A 23,556-nucleotide genomic window follows, 5' to 3' on the forward strand; every position below is an offset into this window, starting at 1 on the left:
CGCAAGGGCGGCGCGGCAGGTTGGAAGGAAACCAAAACATGTTTGAGATTCATCGCAAGGAACTTATGTGGGGAGGCCGCAAGCTGGTCATGGAGACCGGCCGCATGGCCCGCCAGGCCGATGGCGCCGTGCTGGTGACCTATGGCGAAACCGTGGTGCTGTGTACCGCCGTCGCCCAGAGGTCGGCGCGGGTGGGCATCGATTTCTTCCCCCTCACCGTCAACTACCAGGAAAAAACCTTCGCCACCGGCAAGATCCCCGGTGGCTTTTTCAAGCGCGAAGGCCGTCCCTCCGAGAAGGAGACGTTGACCTCGCGGCTCATCGACCGGCCCATCCGGCCGTTGTTTGCCAAGGGCTTCCGCAACGAGACCCAGGTCATCTGCACGGTGCTCAGCCACGATCTCGAAAACGATCCCGATATCGTTGCCCTGGTCGGTTCGGCAGCGGCGCTGACGCTTTCGGGAATACCCTTCCTGGGCCCCATCGCGGCCGCCCGGGTGGGTTTCATCGACGGCCAATTCGTGCTCAATCCCTTGGTCGAGGACTTGGAGCAAAGCCGCCTCGATCTGATTGTCGCCGGTACCGCCGATCACGTCATGATGGTCGAATCCGAGGCTCATGAGCTCAGCGAGGAGGAAATGCTGGGGGCCGTCAACTTCGGCCACGAGCAGTTTCGCCCGGTCATCGAGGCCATCATCGAACTGGCCGAGAAGGCGGCCAAGGATCCCTGGAATCTGCCCGAGCCGTCCGACAACAGCGCCGTGGCGCAAAAGGTCAAGGCCGAGGCCGAGGCCGAGCTTCGCGGCGCCTACGCCGAAGTGGTCAAGCAGACCCGGCAGGGCAAGATCGATGCGCTGCGCGACAAGGTGTCGGCCGGCTTCGAGGATGGCGATGAGGCGGACAAAAAGGCGGCTTCCGGAGCCTTCAAGGATCTCGAGAAGAGCATCGTGCGGCGCCAGATCATCGACAGCGGCGTGCGTATCGACGGCCGCGACACCAAGACCGTGCGGCCCATCTCGTGCGACGTGAATCTGCTGCCGAGAGCGCACGGCTCGGCACTCTTTACCCGCGGCGAGACCCAAGCCTTGGCCGTGGCGACGCTGGGCACCGGGCGTGACGAGCAGATCATCGACGCCCTGCAAGGCGAATATCGCGAACGCTTCATGCTGCACTACAACTTCCCGCCCTATTCCGTGGGCGAGGCCTCGTTCCTGCGCAGCCCCGGGCGGCGGGAAATCGGTCACGGCAAGCTGGCCTGGCGGGCGCTGCGGCCGCTCATGCCGAACTGGGACGACTTCCCCTACACCATCCGCGTGGTCTCGGAGATCACCGAATCCAACGGCTCCTCGTCGATGGCCACGGTCTGCGGCACCTCGCTCTCGCTGATGGACGCCGGCGTACCGCTCAAGCGTCCGGTGGCCGGTATCGCCATGGGCCTGATCCTCGAGGAAGACAGCCACGCCGTGCTCTCGGACATCCTGGGCGACGAGGACCACCTGGGCGACATGGACTTCAAGGTGGCCGGCACCGAGGAAGGCGTCACTTCGTTGCAGATGGACATCAAGGTGGCCGGCATCACCAGTGACATCATGGCGCTGGCGCTGGCCCAGGCCCGCGAGGGGCGTCTGCACATCCTGGGCGAGATGACGGCGGCCCTGGCCCGGCCGCGCGACGAGGTCGGCCAGTACGCGCCGCGCATCACCACCATCGAGATCCCCAAGGACAAGATCCGCGAGGTCATCGGCACCGGCGGCAAGGTGATCCGCGAGATCACCGAGGAGACCGGCGCCAAGATCGATATCGAAGACGACGGCACCATCCGGGTTGCCGCCGCCACCACCGAGGTGGCCGAGGCGGCCATCAATTGGATCAAGGAAATCGTGGCCGAGCCCGAGGTCGGCGTGATCTATACGGGCAAGGTGGTCAAGGTGGTCGATTTCGGCGCCTTCGTGAATTTCATCGGCAACCGCGACGGCTTGGTGCACATCAGCGAGCTGGCACCCAGGCGGGTCGGCAAGGTGACCGACGTGGTCAACGAAGGCGACGAGGTCTACGTCAAGATGCTGGCCATGGACGATCGCGGCAAGGTGCGGCTCAGCATGCGCTCCGTCGATCAGCAGTCGGGCCAGGAAATCAGCGACCAGAAGGGGGACGGCGAGGCGGCGACAGGCCGGTCGCAGGCCGCCGGCCCGCCCTCTTCCCCGCCGCCGCGCCGCCGCGCCGACGACGCAAAGCAAAGACCGTGAAAGCGTTGAACCCCGTGCTTGTCTCCGGACGGGAAGTGTTGCCCTTGGTCGAGGGCGGCAAAGGTGTGGCGGTGACCAACGGCGAATGTTCGGGGGCCTGGGCGGCGGCCGGCGGGGTAGGGACGTTCTCGGGCGTCAACGCCGACAGCTACGACGAATTCGGCGTCGTCATCCGGCAAATCTATCACGCCAAGACGCGCCGCGAGCGTCACGAGGAGCTGATCGCCTACGCCATCCGCGGCGGCATCACCCAGGCCCAAATCTGTCACGAGACGGCCGCCGGCGAGGGCCGCATCCACGTCAACATCCTGTGGGAGATGGGCGGCGCGCAGCACGTCGTCGAAGGCATCCTGGAGGGCGCCAAGGGCCTCGTCCATGGCGTCACCTGCGGCGCCGGCATGCCCTATAAGATCGCCGAAATCGCCGCCAATTACGGCGTTTACTACTATCCCATCGTGTCTTCGGCGCGGGCCTTCAGGGCGCTCTGGAAACGCTCCTATAACAAGTTCGCCGAGCTCATGGGCGGCGTCGTTTACGAGGACCCCTGGCTGGCCGGCGGCCACAACGGGCTGACCAACTCGGAGGATCCGCTAAAGCCCGAGGCGCCCTATCCCCGGGTGCTGGCGCTACGCCAGGAAATGCGCGCCTTCGGGCTTGATCAGACGCCGATCGTCATGGCCGGCGGCGTCTGGTATCTGCGTGAGTGGCAGGATTGGATCGATAATCCCGAGCTCGGCCCGATCGTCTTCCAGTTCGGCAGCCGCGGCCTTTTGACTCAGGAAATCCCCATTCCCGAGGCCTGGAAACAGCGCCTGATGACGCTGCGCGAAGGCGATATCCTGCTCAACCGTTTCAGTCCCACCGGGTTCTATTCCTCGGCCGTGCACAACGACTTCCTGCGTGAGCTCGAGCAGCGCAATGCCCGCCAGGTCAGCTATGCCAGCGCCGCCGACGGCGATCATGCGGCCGAGCTTGGCATCGGCCCGCGCAACCGCCTGGTCTATCTGAGCGAGAGCGACCGCAAGCGGGCCGAGGAATGGATCGCCGACGGCAACAGCGTGGCGCTGCGCACACCGTCGCAGACCTTGATCTTCGTCAGCCCCGAGCGGGCCGCCGAAATCCGTACCGACCAGGTCGATTGCATGGGCTGTCTGAGCCATTGCCAGTTCTCCAACTGGGCCGAGAACGAGGAAGGCACCACCGGCAAGAAGTCGGACCCCCGCAGCTTCTGCATCCAGAAAACCCTGCAAGACGTGATTCATACCGACAATACCGAGAACAACCTCATGTTCGCCGGGCACGGGGCCTATCGCTTCGCCAGCGATCCCTTCTATTCCAACGGTTTCATCCCCACGGTGCGCCAGCTCGTTGAACGCTTGATGACAGGCGACTAGCCAACATCAATGCGTTGCACTGTTTATTGAATTAGTTCAAAATAACCCGCGGGGCTGGGCTTCAGCCCTTTGCTTTTTTGTCAGGCGTTCTATCTAAGGGGTAGGGGCGCCAAGGGGCGGAACCTATCGTCGTCTATCAGAACCGTTGAGGCCACCGTGGAACAACAACGACCCTATTTCGAGGCTTTGACGCGGCTCAGGGCCGCCAACCTCCGTCCCACCCGCCAGCGGCTGGCGCTTTCAAGGCTGCTTTTCGATGACGGCGACCGGCACATAACCGCCGAAGTGCTGCACAGCGAGGCCTTGGCCTCCAATGTCAGGGTGTCCCTGGCAACCGTCTACAACACGCTGCACCAGTTCACCAAAGCGGGCCTGCTGCGCGAAGTGGTGGTTGATTCGGGACGTTCGTATTTCGACACCAACACCACGCCGCACCACCATTTCTTCTTTGAAAAGAGTGGCCGGCTGGAAGATATCCCGGGCCTTTCCTATTCCATCGACGATCTGCCGCCGCCGCCGCCGGGGACCCTGATCGACAGCGTCGCCGTCGTCGTCCGCTTGCGGGAGGCGGAGGAGTAGGCATCTAATTTGGTTTGAAAGGTATCGAGTTGCACTCTTTTTTGGAATCATTCTAGATTTTTCTCGATACCCATCCACATACCTTGTAAGGTAGCGGCCAGGTTGAACCGCCGAGGCGCGTGATAACCCCGCCGGTGCGGCCGCGACCGCTCATTCCGATGACGCCCATGAGGGAGAATCCGATGCCGTCTCTAGCTGGAAGCAAGACCGAACAGAACCTGAAGGACGCCTTCGCCGGCGAGTCCCAGGCCAACCGCCGCTATCTCTATTTCGCCCAGAAAGCCGACGTCGAGGGCTATCCCGATGTCGCCACGGTGTTCCGTTCCACCGCCGAAGGCGAAACCGGCCACGCCCACGGCCACCTGGAGTATCTCGAAGAGACCGGCGATCCGGCCACCGGCAAGCCCATCGGTGCCACCAGCGACAACCTGGTTGCCGCGGTGGCCGGCGAAACCCACGAATACACCGATATGTACCCGGGCATGGCGCGGGCCGCCCGTGACGAGGGCTTCGACGAGATCGCCGAATGGTTCGAGACCCTGGCCAAGGCGGAAAAGTCGCACGCCGGGCGTTTCCAACGCGCGCTCGACGAATTGGGCTAAAGCAGCGCAGTCTGCGAACAGCAAACAGGGGAGCGGAAACGCTCCCCTTTTTCGTTGCCTCGCAGTGCCGTTCCGCGCATCTTTGGCGGTATGAAAGAAGGCAGCACCCAAGCCCCCATCCGCCATCCCCTGGCCTGGAGGGAGGCGGATTTTCTCGCCGCCGACAAGATCGAGGCCGAGCTTACACGGGTCTTCGACATCTGCCACGGCTGCCGGCGTTGTTTCAATCTTTGCGACAGTTTTCCCCGCCTCTTCGACCTCATCGACGAATCCAGGACGGGCGAGCTCGATTCCGTGTCGCCGGCCGACTATGCCCCGGTGGTGGCGGCCTGCACGCTTTGCGATCTCTGTTTCATGACCAAGTGTCCCTACGTGCCGCCGCACGAGTTCGACCTCGATTTCCCCCACCTCATGCTGCGCGCCCGGGCCGCTGAATTCGCCGCCGGCCGTGTCGGCTTGTGGCAGCGTCAGCTGGGTCGGACCGACCGCAACGGCCGCCTGGCCGGAGCTCTGGCGCCGCTGGTCAACTGGGCCTCGACCTCTGGCAACGGCCTGACGCGGCCGCTCATGGAGGGTGTCGTCGGTATCCACCGCGAGGCCGAGGTGCCGCGCTTTTGTGCCCGCACGCTGGTCGCCGAGGCGGCAGGCCAGCCGCTCGAGATCAACCGCCAGGCGCCGGCCATGGGCCGCCAGGCGGTGCTCTTCGCCACCTGCTTCGTCAATTACAACAACACCGCCAGCGGCCAGGCGGCGCGCCTCGTGCTGGCCCATAACGGCGTCGATGCCCAGGTCGCGCACCCAGGCTGCTGCGGTATGCCCCAGTTCGAGCACGGCGACCTGGAGGCGGTGGCGGCCCAGGCGCGCCGGGTGGCCCAGGCCTTGGCACCGGCGCTCGACGAGGGCCGCGACGTCGTGGCGCTGACGCCGAGCTGTGCGCTGATGCTGAAGTTCGAGTGGCCGTTGTTGCTGCCCGACGACGCGGCCGTGCGGCGGCTCTGCGAAGCCAGCGTCGACATCTGCCAATACCTCGTCGACATTGCCGCCAACGAGGGCCTGGCGCCTGGCTTGGGGGCCCTCGAGGGCGGCGTGGCGCTACATCTGGCCTGCCACGCCCGAGCCCAGAACATGGGCCCCAAGGCGGCCGAGATGCTGCGTCTTTTACCCGACACCGAACTCAGCCTGATCGAACGTTGCTCGGGCCATGGCGGCTCCTGGGGCATGATGAAGGAAAATTTCGAGGTTGCCATCAAGGTCGGCCGGCCGGTGGCCCGCCAGGCGGCCGAAGCGGGCCGGCAATGGCTGGCCTCGGAATGCCCGCTGGCCGGCGCCCACGTGGTGCAGGGGATCGGGCGCCTCGAGGCGGCCGGGCCCGGGGTCCCGGATCGGGCCTATCACCCCATCGAGCTGATGGCCCGGGCCTGGGGCCTCGAAGGCGCGGCCCAGCCATGAGCGCGGCCCAGCGCCGCCTCACCCGGGCCGACATCATGGCCCCCGAGGCCTATGCCGCCGAGCGCCGCCAAAGGCGCCGGGAGCTGATGGCGCTGAAGGCCGACCGCCGCCTCGAGGTCGGCCCTTTCGCTACGTTCTATTTCGAAAACTACGACACCATGTGGCATCAGGTGCATGAGATGCTGCGCATCGAAAAGGGCGGCGAGGAACAGATCGCGGGCGAGCTGGCGGCCTACAATCCGCTGATCCCCCAGGGTCGTGAACTCGTTGCCACGCTGATGCTGGAGATCGAGGAGCCCGAGCGCCGGGCCCGCGAGCTGGCTGGCCTGGGCGGTATCGAGGAGACGGTGCAACTGCGCCTCGGCCAAAGCCTGGTGTGCGCCGTCCCCGAGGCCGACCTCGAACGCACGGACGAAAAGGGCAAGGCATCGGCGGTGCATTTTCTCCACTTTCCCCTGAGCGACGACCAGGCGGCGGCGTTCCGGGATCCCGCCCAGGATGCCGTGCTGGGCATCGAGCACGCCAACTATGCCCATTTGGCGCGGCTCTCCGAACGGGTGCGCCAGGCCCTGGCCGCGGATCTGGCCTGAGGCGCCGGTAGCCCGCCATGCCGCTGCTAACCACGCTGGTCGGCGCTCTGCCCAAGCACACCTTTACGCCCTATGCCATCGGCGGCGGCGGCTACATCTTCGCCGACGCCTTCGGGGCCGAGTACGACCGCCTGCAACAGCAACGGCCGCTGGCCGACGTGCTGGCCATGCAGCAGTTTTTGGCCGTGCTCAAGCGGGTGCAACTGGACCTCGACGTGGCCGTCGACGGCGAGCTCTCGCGCCTGGTCTACTGGCAGTACAACTGCCTCAACATGGCCGGCGTCGAACGTGATGGCGACGAGGTGGTGGTGACCGGACCGCTCTCGCCGGGCCCGGCTATGCTGGTCGACGACTGGCGCCAGGCCCAGTCCTTCACCGCACGACCGGTCAAGATCGCCACGGCCGGACCAGCGACCCTCAGCGAATACGTCGTCGACCGGCACTACGGCGACAAGCGGGCGCTCTGCCAGGCCTTTGCCGCAGCCCTTGGGACCGAGCTGGGGGCGCTGGCCGAGGCCGGCTGCCGCTGGCTGCAGCTCGACGAGCCGCAGCTCGGGTTCCAGCCCGAGATGGCGCTGGCCTACGGCTTCGAAGCCGTCGACGCCTGCTTTGCCGGGCTGCCTACCGAAGTCAATCGCGTGCTCCACATCTGCCGCGGCTACGCCCCCGTCGACGGTGACCGGGAGGGCCGCAATCCGGCCCGGCCCTACGCCCGGCTGGCGCCCGCCATCGAAGCCTCGGCGGCCGACGTGATCTCGCTCGAGGACGCCTCGGAATACCACGAAGACCTGGGATTCCTGGAACAGCTGGCCACCACCAAGGTGATGTTCGGCGCCGTCTCCAACCTCGATACCAAGGTCGAGCCCGTCGAGCAGATCCGCGAGCGCCTGAAAACCGCCCTCCAACACGTCGACGCCGAGCGCCTGATCGTGGCCCCCGATTGCGGCTTCGGCACCTATCGCGACGAGGACGCATCGTTCGTCTGGCAAAAGCTCGCCAACATGGTGGCGGCCGCCAAATCCCTGTAGCCCGCGCTCGGCACGCCGTTCGATTGGATGTTCTTCAACCACCTGATTTTATTTGAAAAAACTTCCGAGTTCAGCGCTGAACTCGGTTCTTTCGGATCCACCGGCACCTGGCCTCTAGCCGCCCCGGCCAGCCTATCGGCCGGCCGCGTCCGGGACCACGGTTGCCGGCGCCACCGGCCGGCCGGCCTTTGCCGCTCTGCCCTCGGCCGGCGTTGCAACTGCCGCCCGGGCCATGAAGGCGCGCCAGATGCGGGCCGGAAGGCCGGCGCCGGTGACCCGCTTCATGGCCTTTTCGTCATCGTTGCCGACCCACACCCCGGTCACCAGGTCGCCGGCATAGCCGATGAACCAGGCGTCGCGGTGGCCCTGGCTGGTGCCGGTCTTGCCGGCCGTGGCGATGCTCAGCCGGGCCGCCCGTCCGCCGCCCTCCGCCACCGCGGCGCGCAGCATGGCGTCGAGGTCGGCGGCCACGCCGGGCGCCATGACGCGGCCCGGGCCCGAGCCCGAACGGCGATGAATCCGGGCCCCGCCAATCTCGCTGATGGTGCTGATGCCGTGGCTCCAGACGCCCCGGCCGCCGGCCGCCACGGTGGCGTAGGCCGTGGTCATTTCAAGCAGTGAAATGCCAACTGTACCGAGCGCCGTCGAGGGGTGGGCCGGCAGCGGCGAAGTGACGCCGAGCCGCGCCGCGGCCTCGACGACGCGGCGCCGCCCGGCCCGCTCCGCCACCTTCACGGCCACCGTGTTGATCGAACGCGCAAAGGCCTGGGTCAGGCTGACCGGGCCGGCATATTTGCCTGAATAGTTGCGCGGCGACCAGCCGGCCACCGTCAGCGGCTCGTCGCGCATTTGCGTCTCGGGCTTGAGGCCGGCCTCGAGCCCGGCCAGGTAGACGAAGAGCTTGAAGGTCGAGCCCGGTTGGCGGCGCGCCTGGCTGGCCCGATTGAACTGGCTCAGGCGGTAGTCGCGCCCCCCCACCAGGGCCCGCACCGCACCCGCCGGGCTCATCGCCACCAGCGCCGCCTGGCTTACCGCCAGACGTTTGCCGGCCGCTGCCAGTTGGCTTTCGATGACCCGCTCGGCGAGCTTTTGCAGCCCCGCGTCCAGGGTGGTGGTGACGGAGATGTCGCGCCGGGCGTGGCCGCTGTAGCCCGACACCTGCTCGACGATCCAATCGGCGGCGTAGCGTCCGGTCCGGGTCCGCGCCGGTAACTTCCGAGGCGGCCGCAGACCGGCCAGGCGCTGCCCCGCCGTGGTGGCCTGGGCTTGGCTGATGGCGCCCGAGCGCACCATGCTGGCCAGCACCACCTGGGCGCGCCCACGGGCGCGCCGGGGGCTGGTGGTGGGGGCATAGCGCGTCGGCGCCTTCAAGAGGCCGGCCAGCAGCGCCGCCTGGCCCAGCGAGAGCCGCCGCGCCGAGAGGCCGAAATAGCGCTGCGCCGCCGCCTCGACGCCATAGGTGCCGGCCCCCAGGTAGACCCGGTTCAGGTAAAGCGTAAGAATTTCGTCCTTGCTGAAATTGGCCTCCAGCCAGAACGCCAACAGCACCTCCTGGACCTTGCGCTTGATCGTGCGTTCGGGCTTGAGGAAAAGGTTCTTGGCCAGTTGCTGGGTGATCGTACTGCCACCCTGGACGATGCGGCCGGCGCGCAGGTTGGCTACCGCCGCCCGCGCCAGGCCGATCAGGTCGATGCCGAAGTGCCAGCGGAAGCGCCGGTCCTCGATGGCCAGCACGGCCTGGGGCATGACCGGCGGCAGCTCGTCGAGCGCCACCTCGGCGCCGTAGAGATCGCCGAAGCGGGCAAGCGGGCTGCCGTCGGCGTAATGCAGTAACAGTGCCGGCCGCGGCCGCGGCGCGCCGGGGGCATCAACGTCGGGCAGGTCGTAGGCGTACCAAGCCACCACGCCGATCAGCAGCACGGCGCCCCAGATGCCCAGCACCGCCAGCCAATAGGCCAAGCGGCCGATCAGGCTGGGCCGGGCTGGGGAAGGCTCTTTTTTCGCCATCGCCCGGCCGCTGCAAGAATCAACGCCCGTGGCGCCTAGACATCGAGGTTGGCCACGGCCAGGGCATTTTCCTGGATGAAGTCGCGGCGCGGCTCCACCAGATCGCCCATCAAGGTGGAAAACAGGTCATCGGCCTCGTCGGCGTGGCTCACCTTGACCTGCAGGATGGTGCGCACCTCGGGATCGAGCGTGGTCTCCCAAAGCTGTTCGGGATTCATCTCACCCAGCCCCTTGTAGCGCTGGATTGCCAGCCCCTTGCGGCCCAGCGCCAGCACCTGCTCCAGCAACTGGGTGGGCGAGCGGATGATGAGCTCTTCGCCCTTGCGCGTGAGCACGGCGCGGACCAGGTAGGTTTCCTGCTGGCGGCCCAACTGGTCGTCGAGCTTGCGGGCATCGGCCGAGCGGATCAGCGGGCCGTCGATGAGGTGGCTCTCGCGCACGCCGCGCACGGTGCGGCTGAAGCGCAGCCCGCCGTCGTCGGTGGTCTCGCCCTGCCAGCCGCGCTCGGTCTCGGGGGCCAACTGGTCCAAGCGGCGGGCGACGTAGGCGCAGGCCGTGGCGGCCCGGTCGCTGTCGGCCAGGGCCTCGGGGTTGAGGGCGCCGGCGATGGCGGTCTGCTCGACCACCGACCAGGAGTAGCGCCTGGCCACCGATTCCAAAAGCTTGCGGCTGGCCCGGGCCTTTTGCACCAGTTCCATGAGATCTTCGCCGGCCCGCTGCTCACCGGTATGCAGTGTCAGCACGGCCTCGTCGATCCCTAGTGCCACGAGATAGTCCTCGAGCTCGCGCTCGTCCTTGAGATAGCGTTCGGATCGTCCTTGGCTGACCTTGTAGAGCGGCGGCTGGGCGATGTAGAGGTAGCCGGCCTCGACGATCTCGCGCATCTGACGATAGAAGAAGGTCAGCAAGAGCGTGCGGATATGGGCGCCGTCGACGTCGGCGTCGGTCATGATGATGATGCGGTGGTAGCGGATCTTCTCGAGGTCGAAGTCCTCGTGGCCGATGCCGGTGCCCAACGCCGTGATCAGGGTGCCGATCTCGGTGGACGACAGCATCTTGTCGAAACGCGCGCGCTCGACGTTGAGGATCTTGCCCCTGAGCGGCAGCACCGCTTGCGTTCCGCGGTCGCGGCCCTGCTTGGCCGAGCCACCCGCCGAATCGCCCTCCACCAAGAAGAGTTCGGCCTTCGACGGGTCGCGCTCCTGGCAGTCGGCCAGCTTGCCCGGCAGGCTGGAGATGTCGAGAGCACCCTTGCGCCTGGTCAGCTCGCGCGCCTTGCGCGCCGCTTCGCGCGCCGCCGCCGCCTCGACCACCTTGCCGATGATGGTCCGCGCCTCGCTCGGGTGCTCCTCGAACCATTGGCCCAGCTTGTCGGCGATGAAGCCCTCGACCGCCGGGCGCACCTCCGAGGACACCAGCTTGTCCTTGGTCTGGGAGGAGAACTTTGGGTCGGGCACTTTGACCGAGAGCACGCAGGTCAAGCCCTCGCGGGCGTCCTCGCCGGTCAGGTTGACCTTCTCGCGCTTGGCGATGCCGCTTTTGTTGGCGTAGCCGTTGATGGTGCGGGTCAGCGCCGCGCGCAAGCCGGCCAGATGGGTGCCGCCGTCGCGCTGCGGGATGTTGTTGGTAAAGCAGAGCACGTTTTCGTGGTAGCTGTTGTTCCACTGCAGCGCCACATCGAGGTCCAGCTCGTCGCGTTCGCCGGCTATGGTGATGGGCGGCTCGTGGCTCGCCGTCTTGTTGCGGTCGAGGTATTTGACGAAGGCCTCGACGCCACCCACGTAGTGAAGTTCGGTGTGCTGCGGCTCGATGCCGCGGGCGTCATTCAGCGCGATGGTGACGCCCGAATTGAGGAAAGCGAGCTCGCGCAAACGGTGCTCCAGGGTGGCGAAATCGAAATCGGTATCGGAAAACACCGTGTCCGAGGGGCTAAACTCGATCTCGGTGCCGCTCTGCTCGGCCTGGCCGACGATCTCCAGCGGCGCCTCGGGCTCACCTTCCTTGAAGCGCATGAAATGTTCGTTGCCGTCACGCCAGATGCGCAAGTTCAGGGTGCCCGAAAGGGCGTTGACCACCGAGACGCCGACGCCGTGCAGGCCGCCCGACACCTTGTAGGAGTTGTGGTCGAACTTACCGCCGGCATGGAGCTGCGTCATGATGACCTCGGCCGCCGAGACGCCTTCCTCGTCGTGCAGGTCGGTGGGAATGCCGCGGCCGTTGTCGCTGACGGTGACGGAGCCCTCGGGATTGAGGGTCACCTCGACGCGGTCGCAGTAGCCGGCCAGGGCCTCGTCGATGGCGTTGTCGACGACTTCGTAAACCATGTGGTGCAGCCCCGAGCCGTCATCGGTATCGCCGATGTACATGCCGGGGCGCTTGCGCACGGCATCCAGGCCGCGCAGCACTTTGATCGAATCGGCGCCGTAGTCTTCAGGCCCCGTGGCCTCATCGGCGGTGGGTTGTTCACTGATCGTGGCGGCCATCGGGTTTCCTCTCAGCCAGCCGGGACGGACACCAGCCGACCGGCCTCAAGCTCGCAAAACTGGGCCCGGCCGGCCAGCGCGGCAAACAGCCCGGCGTCGCTGCCGCTGAGCCAGGCCTGGGCACCGAGGGCCTGGATTTCGGCAAACAGCGCGGCCCGGCGTTCGGCGTCGAGATGGGCGGCGATCTCGTCCAGCAGCATGATCGGCGGCCGGCCCCGGCGCGCCAACTGCAGGCGGGCGTCGGCCAGCACGATGGCGATCAGCAGGGCCTTCTGCTCGCCGGTGGAACACTTGTCCGCCGCCAAATCGCGGCCGGCGTCGCTGACCACCAGATCGCTGCGATGCGGTCCCAGCTGGGCGCCGCCGCTCTCGCCGTCGCGCCGCCGGCCGGCCTCGAGCTGGTGCCGGAAGCGCTCCTCGACGGCCAGCGCCGGCTCGGCCTCGAGCCAGGTATCGAGGCTGCCGGCAATCTCGAGCCGGGCGCTGGGGAACGGCCCGGCGGCGCTCATGGCGCCGTTGAGGCGGGCCACGGCGTCACGCCGGGCCACCGCCACGGCGATGCCGTAGCCGGCCATGGTTTCCTCCAGCGCGGCCAGCCAGGCGGCGTTGGCCGAGCCCCCCTGCCCCCCCCGCAAGAGCCGCGAGCGTTCCCTCAGCGCCCGCTCGTAGGCCGATACACGGCCCGCGTGTTGGCTGTCGAGGCCGTAGACCAGACGATCCAGAAAGCGCCGGCGCGGTGCCGCGCCCTCGATGAAAAGCCGGTCCATCTGCGGCGTCAGCCAGACCAGCGAGGCGATGTCCGCCAGGGCGCCGGCGGTGGCTGCCGTCTTGCCGTCGATGCGGATCAGGCGGCGGTCGCCCGGCGCCCGGGTCTCGAGATCCCTGTCCGCACCCCCCTCAGGCACCTGCGGTAGGGCCGCCAGCCCGCTGCCCACCTCGACTTTTCCCCCCGCCGTATCCAGCGTGGCCGCCACGGCCCAGGGCCTGGCGCCCTGGTGGCGCTGCATGTCGGCCAGCCGGGCCCGGCGCAGGCCGCGTCCCGGGGCCAGCATCGATAGCGCTTCCAAAAGGTTGGTTTTGCCGGCGCCGTTGGCGCCGTTGAGCACCACCATGTCGGCCCCGGCTTGCAGGCGCAGGCTCTGGTAGTTACGGAAATCGGTCAGCACCAGGCGCCGCACCGCCAGCTGGCTGGGCTCGGCCCCAAGGGGCCCGGCCTCGAGAGGCTCGGCCTCGAGAGGTCCCGGCCTGGCTGTCGCCGCCGTCACCGCCATCACACCCGCATGGGCATCAGCACGTAAAGGGCGCCTTCGTCGTTGCCGTCGCGGACCAGCGTCGGTGACACCGCGTCGGCCAATACGAACTGTGTCTGGTCGCCCTCGATCTGGGCCGTGATGTCGAGCAGGTAGCGGGAATTAAAGCCTATTTCGATGGCCTCCTGGTCGTAGGAAACGGCGATTTCCTCGGAGGCGCTGGCGCTGTCGGGGTTGTTCGCGGCCAGCACCGCCCGGCCCTGGCTGAGGCTCAGCTTGACGGCCCGGGATTTCTCCGTCGATACCGTCGAGACGCGGTCGACGGCTTCCGCGAAAACCTTGGTGTCGGACTCCATCAGCTTGTCGTTGCCCTCGGGAATGACCCGGTGGTAGTCGGGAAAGGTGCCGTCGATGAGCTTCGAGGTGAGCACCGCCTGGTCGAAGGCGAAGCGGATCTTGGTGTCCGATAGCGCCACCTCGATGGCGCCGTCGCTTTCCTCGATCAGCTTACGCAGTTCGCCCACCGCCTTTCTCGGCGCGATGACGCCCGGTATGCCGGCGGCGCCTTCGGGCAGCGGCGTGTCGACCCGGGCCAGGCGATGGCCGTCGGTGGCCACCGCGCGCAGCATGGCCACGCCCCCGGCCTCGGCGGCGTGCAGGTAGATGCCGTTGAGGTAGTAGCGCGTCTCTTCGGTCGAGACGGCAAAACGGGTCTTGTCGATGAGGCGGCGCAGCTCGCTACCTCCGATCATGAAGCGGTGCGGCAGCTCGCCCTCGGCCATGGCCGGAAAGTCCTCTCGCGGCAGGCAAGGCAGGTTGAACTCCGAGCGCCCGGCGGTGAGGTTGAGGCGGCCGCCGTCCTCGCTCAGGCCCAGCGAGACCTGGGCGCCGTCGGGCAGTTTGCGCACGATGTCGAAAAGCGTGTGGGCCGGCGTCGTGGTGGCACCTTCCTGCGCCACCTCGGCCGGGGCACGGTCGACGATGGCCAGATCGAGGTCGGTGGCGGTCAAGCTGAGCCCCCCCTCGGCCGCTTCGAGCAGCACGTTGGACAGGATGGGAATGGTGTTGCGCCGCTCGACGACACTCTGAACGTGGCCCAGCGAGCTCAGAAGGTCAGCGCGTTCGGTTGTCAGTTTCATGCCTGCCTACGCCCTTTGTTGGGGACAAAAGTCACCTGCTTTTCAGCGTTACCGTGCCGTGGCTGGCCGTCAGCCCTGGCGTTTTCGCCGTGCCCGTGAGCGTGCTCGTGAGCAGGAAACCCGGGTCGCCAAACGCCGCCGCGCGGTCCCGGAAGATAGCCTCGAGCGCAACCCGGGAGTATCCCGGGCAAAGAGCTCGATTTCCGGTTTTGCAGTATAGCAGAAGGCAACCCCCGCCACACGTTTATTCGCTGAAATCGAGACCCCGGCGGCAGCCGGGCGGGGGCCGGATTCAGGCCTCCAGCATGCGCCGCAAGAGGTCGATGTCCTCGGCCAGGGTGCCGTCGGATTCCTTGAGCTCGGTGATTTTCTTGACCGCGTACATCACCGTGGTGTGGTCGCGGCCGCCGAACTTGCGCCCGATCTCGGGCAGCGAGCGGGTGGTCAGTTGTTTGGCCAGGTACATGGCCACCTGGCGCGGCCGGGCCACGGCCCGGGCGCGGCGCTCGGAATACATGTCGGCCAGGCGGATATTGAAGTGCTCGGCCACCCGCTTTTGGATGTCGTCGATGGTGACGCGGCGGTCGTTGGCCCGCAACAGGTCGCGCAGCACTTCTTGCGTTGTCTCCAGCGTGATGGGCCGGCCGACCAGGTTGGAGTACGCCAGCACGCGGTTCAGCGCGCCCTCCAGCTCGCGCACGTTGGAGGTGATGCGATGGGCCAGGAATTCCAGCACCCGCATGGGCACGTGGCTGGCACCGGCCTGTTCCGCCTTGCTTTGCAGGATGCCGATGCGCAGCTCGTAGTCGGTGGCGTGGATGTCGGCCACCAAGCCCCAGCCCAGCCGCGAGCGCATGCGCTCTTCCATGCCGTCGAGGTCGGAGGGCGAGCGGTCGCCGGAGATGATGATTTGGCGGTTCTGGTCGACCAGGGCGTTGAAGGTGTGGAAGAACTCCTCCTGGGTGGAATTCTTGTTGGCGATGAACTGCACGTCGTCGATCATCAATACGTCGACCGAGCGGAACTGGTCCTTGAAGGCCATCACGTTCTTGTACCTGAGCGCCCGGATGAACTGGTACATGAACTTCTCGGCCGAGAGATAGATCACCTTGCGTTCGGGCTGGCCCTCGCGGATGTGCCAGGCGATGGCGTGCATCAGGTGGGTCTTGCCCAGGCCCACGCCGCCATAGAGATAGAGCGGATTGAAGGGCACCACCGGCGCCTCGGCGACGCGCCGCGCCGCGGCGTAGGCCAGTTCGTTGGGTTTGCCGGCGATGAAGTTCCGGAAACTGAAGCGCGGATCGAGCGGTGCCCCCAGTTCCAGGGCCCGGCCAGGGCCCAGGTTTTCGGCTTCGACCCGGCCACTGGCCGCGCTTTCGGCGCCGTCGTCGAGCGTGTTGCCGAGCTCCGCCGGGCGCACGAAGATATCCACCGAAGTCACCGCGTTGTTTTCCTCGCCCCACAACAGGCGCAGCTTGTCGGCATAGTTCGAGACCACCCAATCGCGCATGAAACGCGTCGGCAGGGTCATGACGATCTGGTCGTCGCTCAAGGAGGCCAGCGTCAGGGGCCGGAGCCAGCTGTTGAAGGCGGCGTCGCCGACCTTGTGGCGCAGGCGGTTTCGCACCCGGCCCCACTGGGCCTCGATCTCCGCCGCGATGGTGGCCGACCGGCTCACGCCCTAGTCCTGGATCCAGGGCAGTCCGGCGTGGCGCCAGCCATCCGTCGTGCCGCGTTGCCCGGCTTCGCTGCGCTCGCCCTCGAAGCCGTCCGAGATGTTGTAGCAAGGCCCAAAACCGGCTTCGGTCATGGCCCGCGCCGCCGCCCGGCTGCGCACGCCGGAGCGGCAGAGGAAGAAGATCGGCTGGCCGGGCCGCAGGCCCGCCGCTGCGAGCTGGCCCCGGAAATCGGCATTCCCGGTCATCGCCGGAAAAAGTTTCCACGAGACGTTGAGCGGCCGCCTGTCGAGCGTCGTGAGGTCGGGTACGCCGACGTAGGACCACTCCGCATTGGTCCGCACATCGACCAGCACGGCCTCGGCATCGTCGGCCAGTTGCTGCCAGACCAGGGCTGACGGGATGTCCCCGGCATAGCCCTCAGGTGATGAAGTCGCTGTCGTCGTCGTCTCGTTGAGTGTTCCGCCAGACATACGTGGACCCGCCCCCGGAGACCTTTCGACTTTTAGAACCAATCGGCTGCCGCCCCTGCTGCCGCAAACTTCCGCCGGGCCACCATGATATTCTATTACTTGTTTTTTACTTAGGCCCAGCCCTCTGGGTCGGCCCAAGGGTAGTCTAGCGCACGTATAGCTCGCCCCGGAGCCGGGTTTTTACTTTGCTTGCACTTGATTTAGTGAACCGCAGCGTTGTATCCGAGAGTAATTGACAGCGTGTCCCGGCGCAACGAGATCGAAAGGGGAACACAAAAAAAACTTCGGCCGCCTTGCGTCTCCACCCCGGGTCGCCACTAGATGTTGGGCCGGTGCGGCGGGGCAAAAAAAACCGCGCCCGAGGCGCGGTTTTGCCGACCGCCGCAGCGGCATTCCCGTCCGGCTCTTCAGCCGGCCATCGCCTTGATCCGGGCCGACAGCCGCGAGACCCGCCGCGACGCCGTGTTGGGGCGCAGCACGCCATGGCTGGTGCCGCGCATGATCTCGGGCTGGGCCGCCTTGAGCGCCGCCCTGGCGACATCGGGGTCACTGGCCGCGATGGCCTCCTCGACCTTGCGGATGAAGGTGTGGATGCGGCCCTTGCGGGCGCGGTTGACGGCGGTACGCGTTTCGGCGCGGCGCATGCGTTTCTTGGCGGACTTGTGATGCGGCATGGTGCGGGTTTTCTACTATTCTTCTGCGGGCGGAAAGACCGCGCGCTTATACTGCCGGCAGCGGCTGCCGTCAACGCTTGAGTGCGATGCACATCAGCCGGCTGGCGGCGGCAATCAGCGGTTTTTGAAGTCGGGCGGGCGCTTTTCGATGAAGGCGGCCATGCCCTCTTTCTGGTCCTCGAGCGCGAAGGTGGCGTGGAAGATGCGGCGCTCGGCCTTGACGCCCTCGGCCAGCGTGGTCTCGAAGGCCCGGTTGACGGCGTCCTTGACCATCATCACCACGGGCAGCGAAAGCGCCGCGATCTCGCCCGCCAGCTTGATGGCTTCGTCGAGCAGCTCGGCCGCCGGCACGACCCGGGAGACCAGGCCGGCGCGTTCGGCCTCCTCGGCGTCCATCATGCGGCCGGTGAGGCACATCTCCATGGCCTTGGCCTTGCCCACCGCCCGGGTCAGGCGCTGGGTGCCGCCGGCCCCGGGGATGATGCCGAGCTTGATCTCGGGCTGGCCGAAGCGCGCCGTGTCGGCGGCGATGGCGATGTCGCACATCATGGCCAGTTCGCAGCCGCCGCCCAGCGCAAAGCCGGCCACCGCCGCGATCAGCGGTTTGCGGCTCTGCGTCGCACTTTCCCAGTCGCGGCTGATGAAGTTCTCGAGATAGACGTCGGCATAGTTCTTGGGCTGCATCTCCTTGATGTCGGCACCGGCGGCGAAGGCCTTTTCGCTGCCCGTGATGACCACGGCGCCGATCGCCGCGTCGGCCTCGAAGGCGCTCAGCGCCTGGCCCATCTCAATCACCAGCGGGGTGCTGAGCGCGTTCAGGGCTTCGGGCCGGTTGAGCGTGATCAGCCCCACCGGGCCGCGGCTCTCGACGAGGATGAATTCATACGACATGGGGGACTCCATAAGTGATGCGACGCCGGGCGTGGTGCAAGATCGCACCGCCCTTGTCAATAGTGCTCTTTAGCCCGGAGCGATGGAAAACCGCACCAACAAGCCGTCATCGCCTGCCGGCTGGGGAAATCGGATGATCAGAGTTTCGCTCTCGCGGCGGTATTGGCTTTTGGATTGGGCGGTCCAGCCAAGCTGGGGCAGGGTCTCGGCGTAGAACTCGAGCACCCGGGCCGGCGCCACCCGGCCCCGGGCATAGGCCTCGACGATGCGCCCCTCGGGCTTGTCGTAGACCAGGCCCAGCTCCGCCACCTCGCTGAGGCCGGCCATCAGCGGCAAATCCTCGAGGCTGGCAAAAAAACGCTCCTTGGCACCGCCCGGCGCCGCCCACAGCGCCAGCAGCAACAAAGCCAGTGCGAGCGTTCGTGCTATCATCATCCCCCTAGTAAACGCCCCCGAGCTGCCGCCGTCCAGTACCCGGCATTCGGCTTTCCGGTTCCCCCTCAACGCTGGCGCTTGGCACAATAGAACGTCGAGCGGCCGGCCTGGCTGATGCGGCGCACGGTGGCGTCGCAATCGCAGCCCGGGCACTTCTCTCCCTCGCGCCCGTAGACCGAAAAATCGTGCTGGAAATAGCCCAGCTCGCCCGAGGCCTGGACGTAGTCGCGCAAGCTCGAGCCGCCGGCCGCGATGGCGTCGCGCAGCACCGCCTGCACCGCCGGCACCAGCCGTTCGGCCCGCTTGCCGGCCACCGAGGCGGCCAGGCGGCGGGGCGAGATGCCGGCCCGGAAGAGCGCCTCGCAGGCATAGATGTTGCCCACCCCGGCGACGATCTTTTGGTCCAAGAGCGCCGCCTTGATGGGGGTTTGCCGGCCGCGCAAGCGGGCCGAGAAATCCTCGGCGTTGAACCGGTTGCCCAGGGGCTCGGGCCCCAGCCCGGCGAGCAACGGGTGGCTTTCGATCTCGTCCGTTGCGGCCAGCACCATCAGGCCGAAGCGGCGCACGTCGTTGAAGACCACGGTGGTGCCGTCGTCGGTTTCGATGATGACATGGTCGTGCCGGCCTGGGATGAAATTTTCGTGCCGGCCGGGCTCGTGGTTCTCGGCAAAAATAAGCCGTCCCGACATGCCCAGGTGGACGATCAGCACGCTGTCGCCGAGATCCCACAAGAGGTACTTGGCGCGGCGCCGGATGGCTTCGATGCGGCGGCCCTCGAGACGGGCCGGAAAGTTCTCGGGAAAGGGCAGCCTGAGCCCCGCCCGGCGCTGCTCCAGGCGGCGGATGCGCCGCCCCACCAGGCGGCCCTGCAGGCCGCGGCAGACGGTTTCGACTTCGGGAAGTTCAGGCATGGCGCACTCGTTCGGCTGGTGGCCCCAAGGTAGCGCCTCTCTCGGCCCTGCGCTATGGTTCGGAAATGGACCAGCGGCGCGCAGACACCACCCATTTCGGCTTCCGCACGGTGGCCAGGCGGCACAAGGCGGCCCTGGTGCGCGAGGTCTTCGACGACGTCGCCGGGCGCTACGACCTGATGAACGACCTCATGAGCGGCGGCGTTCACCGGCTCTGGAAGGCCGCCCTGGTGGAATGGCTGAAGCCGCGCCCGGGCATGCATCTCGTGGACGTGGCCGGCGGTACCGGCGATATCTCGTTCCGCGTGCTCGACAGCCTGGGAGGCGGCCAGGCGGCCCAGCGCGCCGGGTTTCGGGCCAGCATCTGCGACATCAACCAGAACATGCTCGAGGCTGGCCGCAACCGGGCACAGGACCGCGGATTCGTCGCCGGCGTCGACTGGCTCTGTGCCGATGCCGAGGCGCTGCCGCTGGACGACGCCAGCGTCGACGCCTACACCATCGCCTTCGGCATCCGCAACGTCAGCCATATCGCCGCCGCCCTGGCCGAGGCGCGGCGCGTGCTGCGCCCGGGCGGGCGCTTCCTCTGCCTCGAATTCAGCCGCCTGGTGCTGCCCGGTCTGACGGCGCTATACGATGCCTATTCCTTCCGCGTGCTGCCGGCGCTGGGCGAGGTCGTGACCGGCAACCGCGAGGCCTACCTCTATCTCGCCGAGAGCATCCGCCGCTTTCCCGACCAGCAGGATTTTGCCGCCATGATCGGCGCGGCCGGCCTTGACCGCGTGCGGGTACGCAATCTCTCGGGTGGCATCGCCGCCATGCACTCGGCCTGGCGGCTCTGAGTTCCGGGGGCTGAGGTGATACGAGCGCTGCGCAATCTGGGCCGGGTGATCCGAATCGGCCGCACCCTGGCGCGCCATGACGCCTTGTTTCCGCTCGATGGCGCCGGCCTGCCGCCCTATCTGGTGCGCGGCCTGAAGTTGCTGGCCGGGCCGCCGGGGCGTTTGCCGGGCGAGCTCAGGCCTGGCCAGCGCCTGGCCGCGGCGCTGCAGGAACTGGGCCCCAGCTTCATCAAGTTCGGCCAGGCGCTGTCGACCCGGCCCGATGTCGCCGGCGATGCCATCGCCGCCGATCTGGGTGAGCTGCGCGACCAGTTGCCGCCCTTTGCCGCCGATGCTGCGCGCCAGATCGTCGAGACCGAGTTCGACCGTCCGCTGGACGAGATGTACGCCCGCTTCGACGACCAACCGTTGGCCGCCGCCTCGATCGCCCAGGTTCACATGGCCGAAACCAGCGACGGTGCCTTGGTCGCCGTCAAGGTACTGCGGCCCGGCATCGAGCAGGCCTTCCAGCGCGACCTCGAGCTGTTTTATTGGCTGGCCGAAATGGTCGAGTCCTTCCAGCCCGACTTCCGCCGCCTGCGCCCCGTCGAAGTCGTGCACACCTTCAACGACACCGTCGATCTCGAGTTGGACCTGCGCCTCGAGGCAGCCGCGGCCTCGGAACTGGCGGAGAACTTCGAGGGCGACGAGAGCTTTCGCGTGCCCCAGGTCGACTGGAGCCGCACCGAACGGAGGGTGCTGACGCTGGAACGCATCGAGGGCATCCCGATCGACGATATCGAAGCCCTGAAGGCGGCCGGCCACGACCTCGACGCGGTGGCCGCCAAGGTGCTGCTGGCTTTTCTCAGGCAGGCCTTCCGCGACGGCTTCTTCCACGCCGATTTGCACCAGGGAAACCTTTTCGTCGACCCAGACGGCAACATCATCGCGGTCGATTTCGGCATCATGGGCCGGCTCGACCGCCGCACCCGGCGCTACGTCGCCGAGGTGCTGCTGGCCTTCCTCACCGGCGAATATCGCCGCGCCGCCGAGGTCCATTTCGAGGCCGGCTACGTACCAATGCACAAATCCCTCGATCTTTTCACCCAGGCCTGCCGCTCCATCGGCGAACCCATCCAGGGCCGGCCGCTGAACGAGATCTCCATCGCCCGCCTTTTGGCCCAGCTCTTTCGCATCACCGAAACCTTCGCCATGCAGACCCAGCCCCAGTTGCTGCTCTTGCAAAAGACCATGGTGGTGGCCGAAGGGGTGTGCCGCAACCTGGGCCCCGGCGCCAACTTCTGGGAAATCGCCAAGCCCTTCCTGGCCGACTGGGTCAAACAGAACCTGGGACCCGAAGCCGCCGTACGCGACACCGTGGACGAGGCCGCCGCCACCATGCGCCAAATCCCCGGGCTGATGGAAAAGGCCCAATTCGCCGCCAGCGCCTTGACGCCCCGAGGCCTGCGCCTCCACCCTGACAGCGAACGCGCCATTGCCTACCAGGCGGCGCGGCGGCGCGGCCTGGTGCCGATGCTGCTGTTCGCCGTGGCGGTGGGCTTGGTGCTGCTGCTGGCAGCCAAAATGTAGCCCCCAGAGGAGGTCTTGCGGGCCTTGCGTTGATTATCGTGGAGAGCTAGGCTGCGGTGGAGTTCCACAGGCATTTTGCGTGAATTAGGCCTTTTTTCGAAAATAGGTATCCGTCGTGCTGAATGGCAAACGTATCCTGTTGATCATCTCCGGCGGCATCGCCGCCTACAAGACGCTCGAGCTGATCCGCCGCCTGGGCGAGCGCGGCGTCGGCGTGCGCACCATCCTGACGAAATCCGGGGCGCAATTCGTGACGCCCCTTTCCGTGGCGGCGCTGAGTGGCGAGCGGGCCTACCAGGACCTTTTCTCGCTGACCGACGAAAGCGAGATGGGCCACATTCGCCTCTCGCGCGAGGCCGACCTGGTGGTGGTGGCGCCGGCCACCGCCAACATCATGGCCAAGGCCGCCGCCGGCATCGCCGACGATCTGGCCACCACGGCGCTCTTGGCCACCGACAAGCCGGTGCTGATGGCGCCGGCCATGAACCTACAGATGTGGGCCCACGAGGCCACCCAGCGCAACGCCACGCGGCTGGTCGACGACGGTGTTCTCATGGTCGGCCCCGAGGCCGGCGACCTGGCCTGCGGCGAAATCGGTTCGGGCCGCATGGCCGAGCCGGCCACCATCTTGGCCCGCATTAGCGAGCTGCTGGCCCCGGCGGGAACGCCGCTGGCGGGCCGGCGGGCGCTGATCACCTCGGGCCCGACGCGCGAGCCCATCGATCCGGTGCGCTACATCTCCAACCATTCGTCCGGCAAACAGGGCCACGCCGTGGCCGGCGCCCTGGCCGCCTTGGGGGCGGCGGCGACGCTGGTCACGGGCCCCAGCGCCGAGGCCGACCCGGCCGGCGTCGAGGTGGTGCGGGTCGAGACGGCGCGCCAGATGTTGGATGCCTGCCAGGCGGCGCTGCCGGTCGACATCGCGGTTTGTGCCGCGGCCGTGGCGGATTGGCGCATTGCCGCCCCGGCCAGCGGCAAGATGAAGAAGGACGGCGCCGGGCCGCCCGAGCTCAGTTTCGTCGAGAACCCCGACATCCTGGCCACCATCGCCGGCCTCGCCGAGCAGCGCCCGGCGCTGGTCGTCGGTTTTGCCGCCGAGACCGAAAACGTGGTCGAAAACGCCCTCGCCAAGTGCCGGCGCAAGGGCTGCGACTGGCTGGTCGCCAACGACGTTTCCAGCCAGAGCGGCACTTTCGGCGGCGAGCACAATACCGTTCACTTGATAGAAGGCGATGCCAGCGAAGCCTGGCCCAAGCTCAGCAAACAGGCGGTGGCCGAGCGTTTGGGCCGGCGCATAGCGGATCATTTCGCGGGCTAG

General features: G+C 67.2%; 20 protein-coding genes. 10 read left to right on the forward strand and 10 right to left on the reverse strand.

All coding sequences use genetic code 11. The features are described from left to right. Nucleotides 1–38: 38 nt before the first annotated feature. The 7 genes from pnp (at nt 39) to QGG75_04600 (ending at nt 7,888) form a co-directional block, all read left to right on the forward strand. Complete coding sequence (gene pnp / locus QGG75_04570; GenBank protein MDP6066514.1) at nt 39–2,246, forward strand: polyribonucleotide nucleotidyltransferase; 2,208 nt, start codon at nt 39–41, stop codon at nt 2,244–2,246. Further along, nucleotides 2,243–3,640 carry a nitronate monooxygenase gene (locus QGG75_04575; protein MDP6066515.1) on the forward strand — a complete coding sequence of 466 codons (1,398 nt, stop codon included), beginning with the start codon at nt 2,243–2,245 and terminating at the stop codon, nt 3,638–3,640. The genes pnp and QGG75_04575 overlap by 4 nt, the downstream gene beginning before the upstream one ends. Nucleotides 3,641–3,796: 156 nt before the next feature. After that, nucleotides 3,797–4,219, forward strand: coding sequence for a Fur family transcriptional regulator (locus QGG75_04580; protein MDP6066516.1), 423 nt, complete (start codon nt 3,797–3,799; stop codon nt 4,217–4,219). A gap of 182 nt (nt 4,220–4,401) precedes the next feature. Next, entirely contained in the window at nt 4,402–4,821 is a 420-nt protein-coding gene (locus QGG75_04585; GenBank protein MDP6066517.1) for a rubrerythrin family protein, read from the forward strand. 90 nt (nt 4,822–4,911) lie between these two features. Further along, entirely contained in the window at nt 4,912–6,270 is a 1,359-nt protein-coding gene (locus QGG75_04590; protein MDP6066518.1) for a heterodisulfide reductase-related iron-sulfur binding cluster, read from the forward strand. Beyond that, nucleotides 6,267–6,860 carry a DUF3501 family protein gene (locus QGG75_04595; GenBank protein MDP6066519.1) on the forward strand — a complete coding sequence of 198 codons (594 nt, stop codon included), beginning with the start codon at nt 6,267–6,269 and terminating at the stop codon, nt 6,858–6,860. The genes QGG75_04590 and QGG75_04595 overlap by 4 nt, the downstream gene beginning before the upstream one ends. A 17-nt stretch (nt 6,861–6,877) precedes the next feature. Then, complete coding sequence (locus tag QGG75_04600) at nt 6,878–7,888, forward strand: cobalamin-independent methionine synthase II family protein (GenBank protein ID MDP6066520.1); 1,011 nt, start codon at nt 6,878–6,880, stop codon at nt 7,886–7,888. 132 nt (nt 7,889–8,020) lie between these two features. Here QGG75_04600 and QGG75_04605 read toward each other — a convergent pair whose 3' ends face one another. From QGG75_04605 to mutM, 10 genes are all read right to left on the reverse strand, one after another. Continuing rightward, nucleotides 8,021–9,895, reverse strand: a complete 1,875-nt coding sequence (locus QGG75_04605) for a PBP1A family penicillin-binding protein (GenBank protein MDP6066521.1) — start codon at nt 9,893–9,895, stop codon at nt 8,021–8,023. A 35-nt stretch (nt 9,896–9,930) separates the two neighbouring features. Then, on the reverse strand, nt 9,931–12,378 hold the full coding sequence (gene gyrB / locus QGG75_04610; protein MDP6066522.1) for a DNA topoisomerase (ATP-hydrolyzing) subunit B: 2,448 nt from the start codon (nt 12,376–12,378) through the stop codon (nt 9,931–9,933). Between the two features lie 11 nt (nt 12,379–12,389). Then, nucleotides 12,390–13,556: a DNA replication/repair protein RecF gene (gene recF / locus QGG75_04615; protein ID MDP6066523.1), complete on the reverse strand. Its 1,167-nt coding sequence runs from the start codon at nt 13,554–13,556 to the stop codon at nt 12,390–12,392. Between the two features lie 92 nt (nt 13,557–13,648). Further along, nucleotides 13,649–14,767 carry a DNA polymerase III subunit beta gene (dnaN, locus tag QGG75_04620; protein MDP6066524.1) on the reverse strand — a complete coding sequence of 373 codons (1,119 nt, stop codon included), beginning with the start codon at nt 14,765–14,767 and terminating at the stop codon, nt 13,649–13,651. 292 nt (nt 14,768–15,059) lie between these two features. Next, the gene (dnaA, locus tag QGG75_04625; GenBank protein ID MDP6066525.1) at nt 15,060–16,445 is read right to left on the reverse strand and encodes a chromosomal replication initiator protein DnaA; all 1,386 of its coding nucleotides are present in this window, start codon (nt 16,443–16,445) and stop codon (nt 15,060–15,062) included. A gap of 3 nt (nt 16,446–16,448) precedes the next feature. Next, entirely contained in the window at nt 16,449–16,916 is a 468-nt protein-coding gene (locus QGG75_04630) for a rhodanese-like domain-containing protein (GenBank protein MDP6066526.1), read from the reverse strand. Between the two features lie 407 nt (nt 16,917–17,323). After that, a complete protein-coding gene (gene rpsT / locus QGG75_04635; protein MDP6066527.1) occupies nt 17,324–17,590 on the reverse strand; it encodes a 30S ribosomal protein S20 in 267 nt (88 codons plus the stop codon). Between the two features lie 114 nt (nt 17,591–17,704). Then, nucleotides 17,705–18,481, reverse strand: coding sequence for an enoyl-CoA hydratase (locus tag QGG75_04640; GenBank protein MDP6066528.1), 777 nt, complete (start codon nt 18,479–18,481; stop codon nt 17,705–17,707). 69 nt (nt 18,482–18,550) lie between these two features. Further along, nucleotides 18,551–18,913: a hypothetical protein gene (locus QGG75_04645; GenBank protein ID MDP6066529.1), complete on the reverse strand. Its 363-nt coding sequence runs from the start codon at nt 18,911–18,913 to the stop codon at nt 18,551–18,553. Between the two features lie 68 nt (nt 18,914–18,981). Continuing rightward, a complete protein-coding gene (gene mutM / locus QGG75_04650; GenBank protein MDP6066530.1) occupies nt 18,982–19,827 on the reverse strand; it encodes a bifunctional DNA-formamidopyrimidine glycosylase/DNA-(apurinic or apyrimidinic site) lyase in 846 nt (281 codons plus the stop codon). Between the two features lie 65 nt (nt 19,828–19,892). Here mutM and QGG75_04655 point away from each other — a divergent pair, with 65 nt between their 5' ends. From QGG75_04655 to coaBC, 3 genes are all read left to right on the forward strand, one after another. Continuing rightward, the gene (locus tag QGG75_04655; GenBank protein MDP6066531.1) at nt 19,893–20,669 is read left to right on the forward strand and encodes a class I SAM-dependent methyltransferase; all 777 of its coding nucleotides are present in this window, start codon (nt 19,893–19,895) and stop codon (nt 20,667–20,669) included. A 15-nt stretch (nt 20,670–20,684) separates the two neighbouring features. Beyond that, nucleotides 20,685–22,238, forward strand: coding sequence for a 2-polyprenylphenol 6-hydroxylase (gene ubiB, locus QGG75_04660; GenBank protein MDP6066532.1), 1,554 nt, complete (start codon nt 20,685–20,687; stop codon nt 22,236–22,238). Nucleotides 22,239–22,353: 115 nt separating this feature from the next. Then, nucleotides 22,354–23,556, forward strand: coding sequence for a bifunctional phosphopantothenoylcysteine decarboxylase/phosphopantothenate--cysteine ligase CoaBC (coaBC, locus tag QGG75_04665; GenBank protein ID MDP6066533.1), 1,203 nt, complete (start codon nt 22,354–22,356; stop codon nt 23,554–23,556).

It is taken from the genome of Alphaproteobacteria bacterium (assembly GCA_030740435.1).
GTDB lineage: Bacteria > Pseudomonadota > Alphaproteobacteria > UBA2966 > UBA2966.

Excerpts from the sequence above, each read along its gene's own strand:
- QGG75_04595 (MDP6066519.1), top strand. The coding sequence starts at position 6,267 with ATGAGCGCGGCCCAGCGCCGCCTCACCCGGGCCGACATCATGGCCCCC.
- QGG75_04600 (MDP6066520.1), top strand. The coding sequence starts at position 6,878 with ATGCCGCTGCTAACCACGCTGGTCGGCGCTCTGCCCAAGCACACCTTT.
- mutM (MDP6066530.1), bottom strand. The coding sequence starts at position 19,827 with ATGCCTGAACTTCCCGAAGTCGAAACCGTCTGCCGCGGCCTGCAGGGC.
- QGG75_04645 (MDP6066529.1), bottom strand. The coding sequence starts at position 18,913 with ATGATAGCACGAACGCTCGCACTGGCTTTGTTGCTGCTGGCGCTGTGG.
- QGG75_04655 (MDP6066531.1), top strand. The coding sequence starts at position 19,893 with ATGGACCAGCGGCGCGCAGACACCACCCATTTCGGCTTCCGCACGGTG.
- QGG75_04605 (MDP6066521.1), bottom strand. The coding sequence starts at position 9,895 with ATGGCGAAAAAAGAGCCTTCCCCAGCCCGGCCCAGCCTGATCGGCCGC.
- dnaN (MDP6066524.1), bottom strand. The coding sequence starts at position 14,767 with ATGAAACTGACAACCGAACGCGCTGACCTTCTGAGCTCGCTGGGCCAC.
- QGG75_04585 (MDP6066517.1), top strand. The coding sequence starts at position 4,402 with ATGCCGTCTCTAGCTGGAAGCAAGACCGAACAGAACCTGAAGGACGCC.
- QGG75_04590 (MDP6066518.1), top strand. The coding sequence starts at position 4,912 with ATGAAAGAAGGCAGCACCCAAGCCCCCATCCGCCATCCCCTGGCCTGG.
- QGG75_04630 (MDP6066526.1), bottom strand. The coding sequence starts at position 16,916 with ATGTCTGGCGGAACACTCAACGAGACGACGACGACAGCGACTTCATCA.
- pnp (MDP6066514.1), top strand. The coding sequence starts at position 39 with ATGTTTGAGATTCATCGCAAGGAACTTATGTGGGGAGGCCGCAAGCTG.
- gyrB (MDP6066522.1), bottom strand. The coding sequence starts at position 12,378 with ATGGCCGCCACGATCAGTGAACAACCCACCGCCGATGAGGCCACGGGG.
- QGG75_04640 (MDP6066528.1), bottom strand. The coding sequence starts at position 18,481 with ATGTCGTATGAATTCATCCTCGTCGAGAGCCGCGGCCCGGTGGGGCTG.
- rpsT (MDP6066527.1), bottom strand. The coding sequence starts at position 17,590 with ATGCCGCATCACAAGTCCGCCAAGAAACGCATGCGCCGCGCCGAAACG.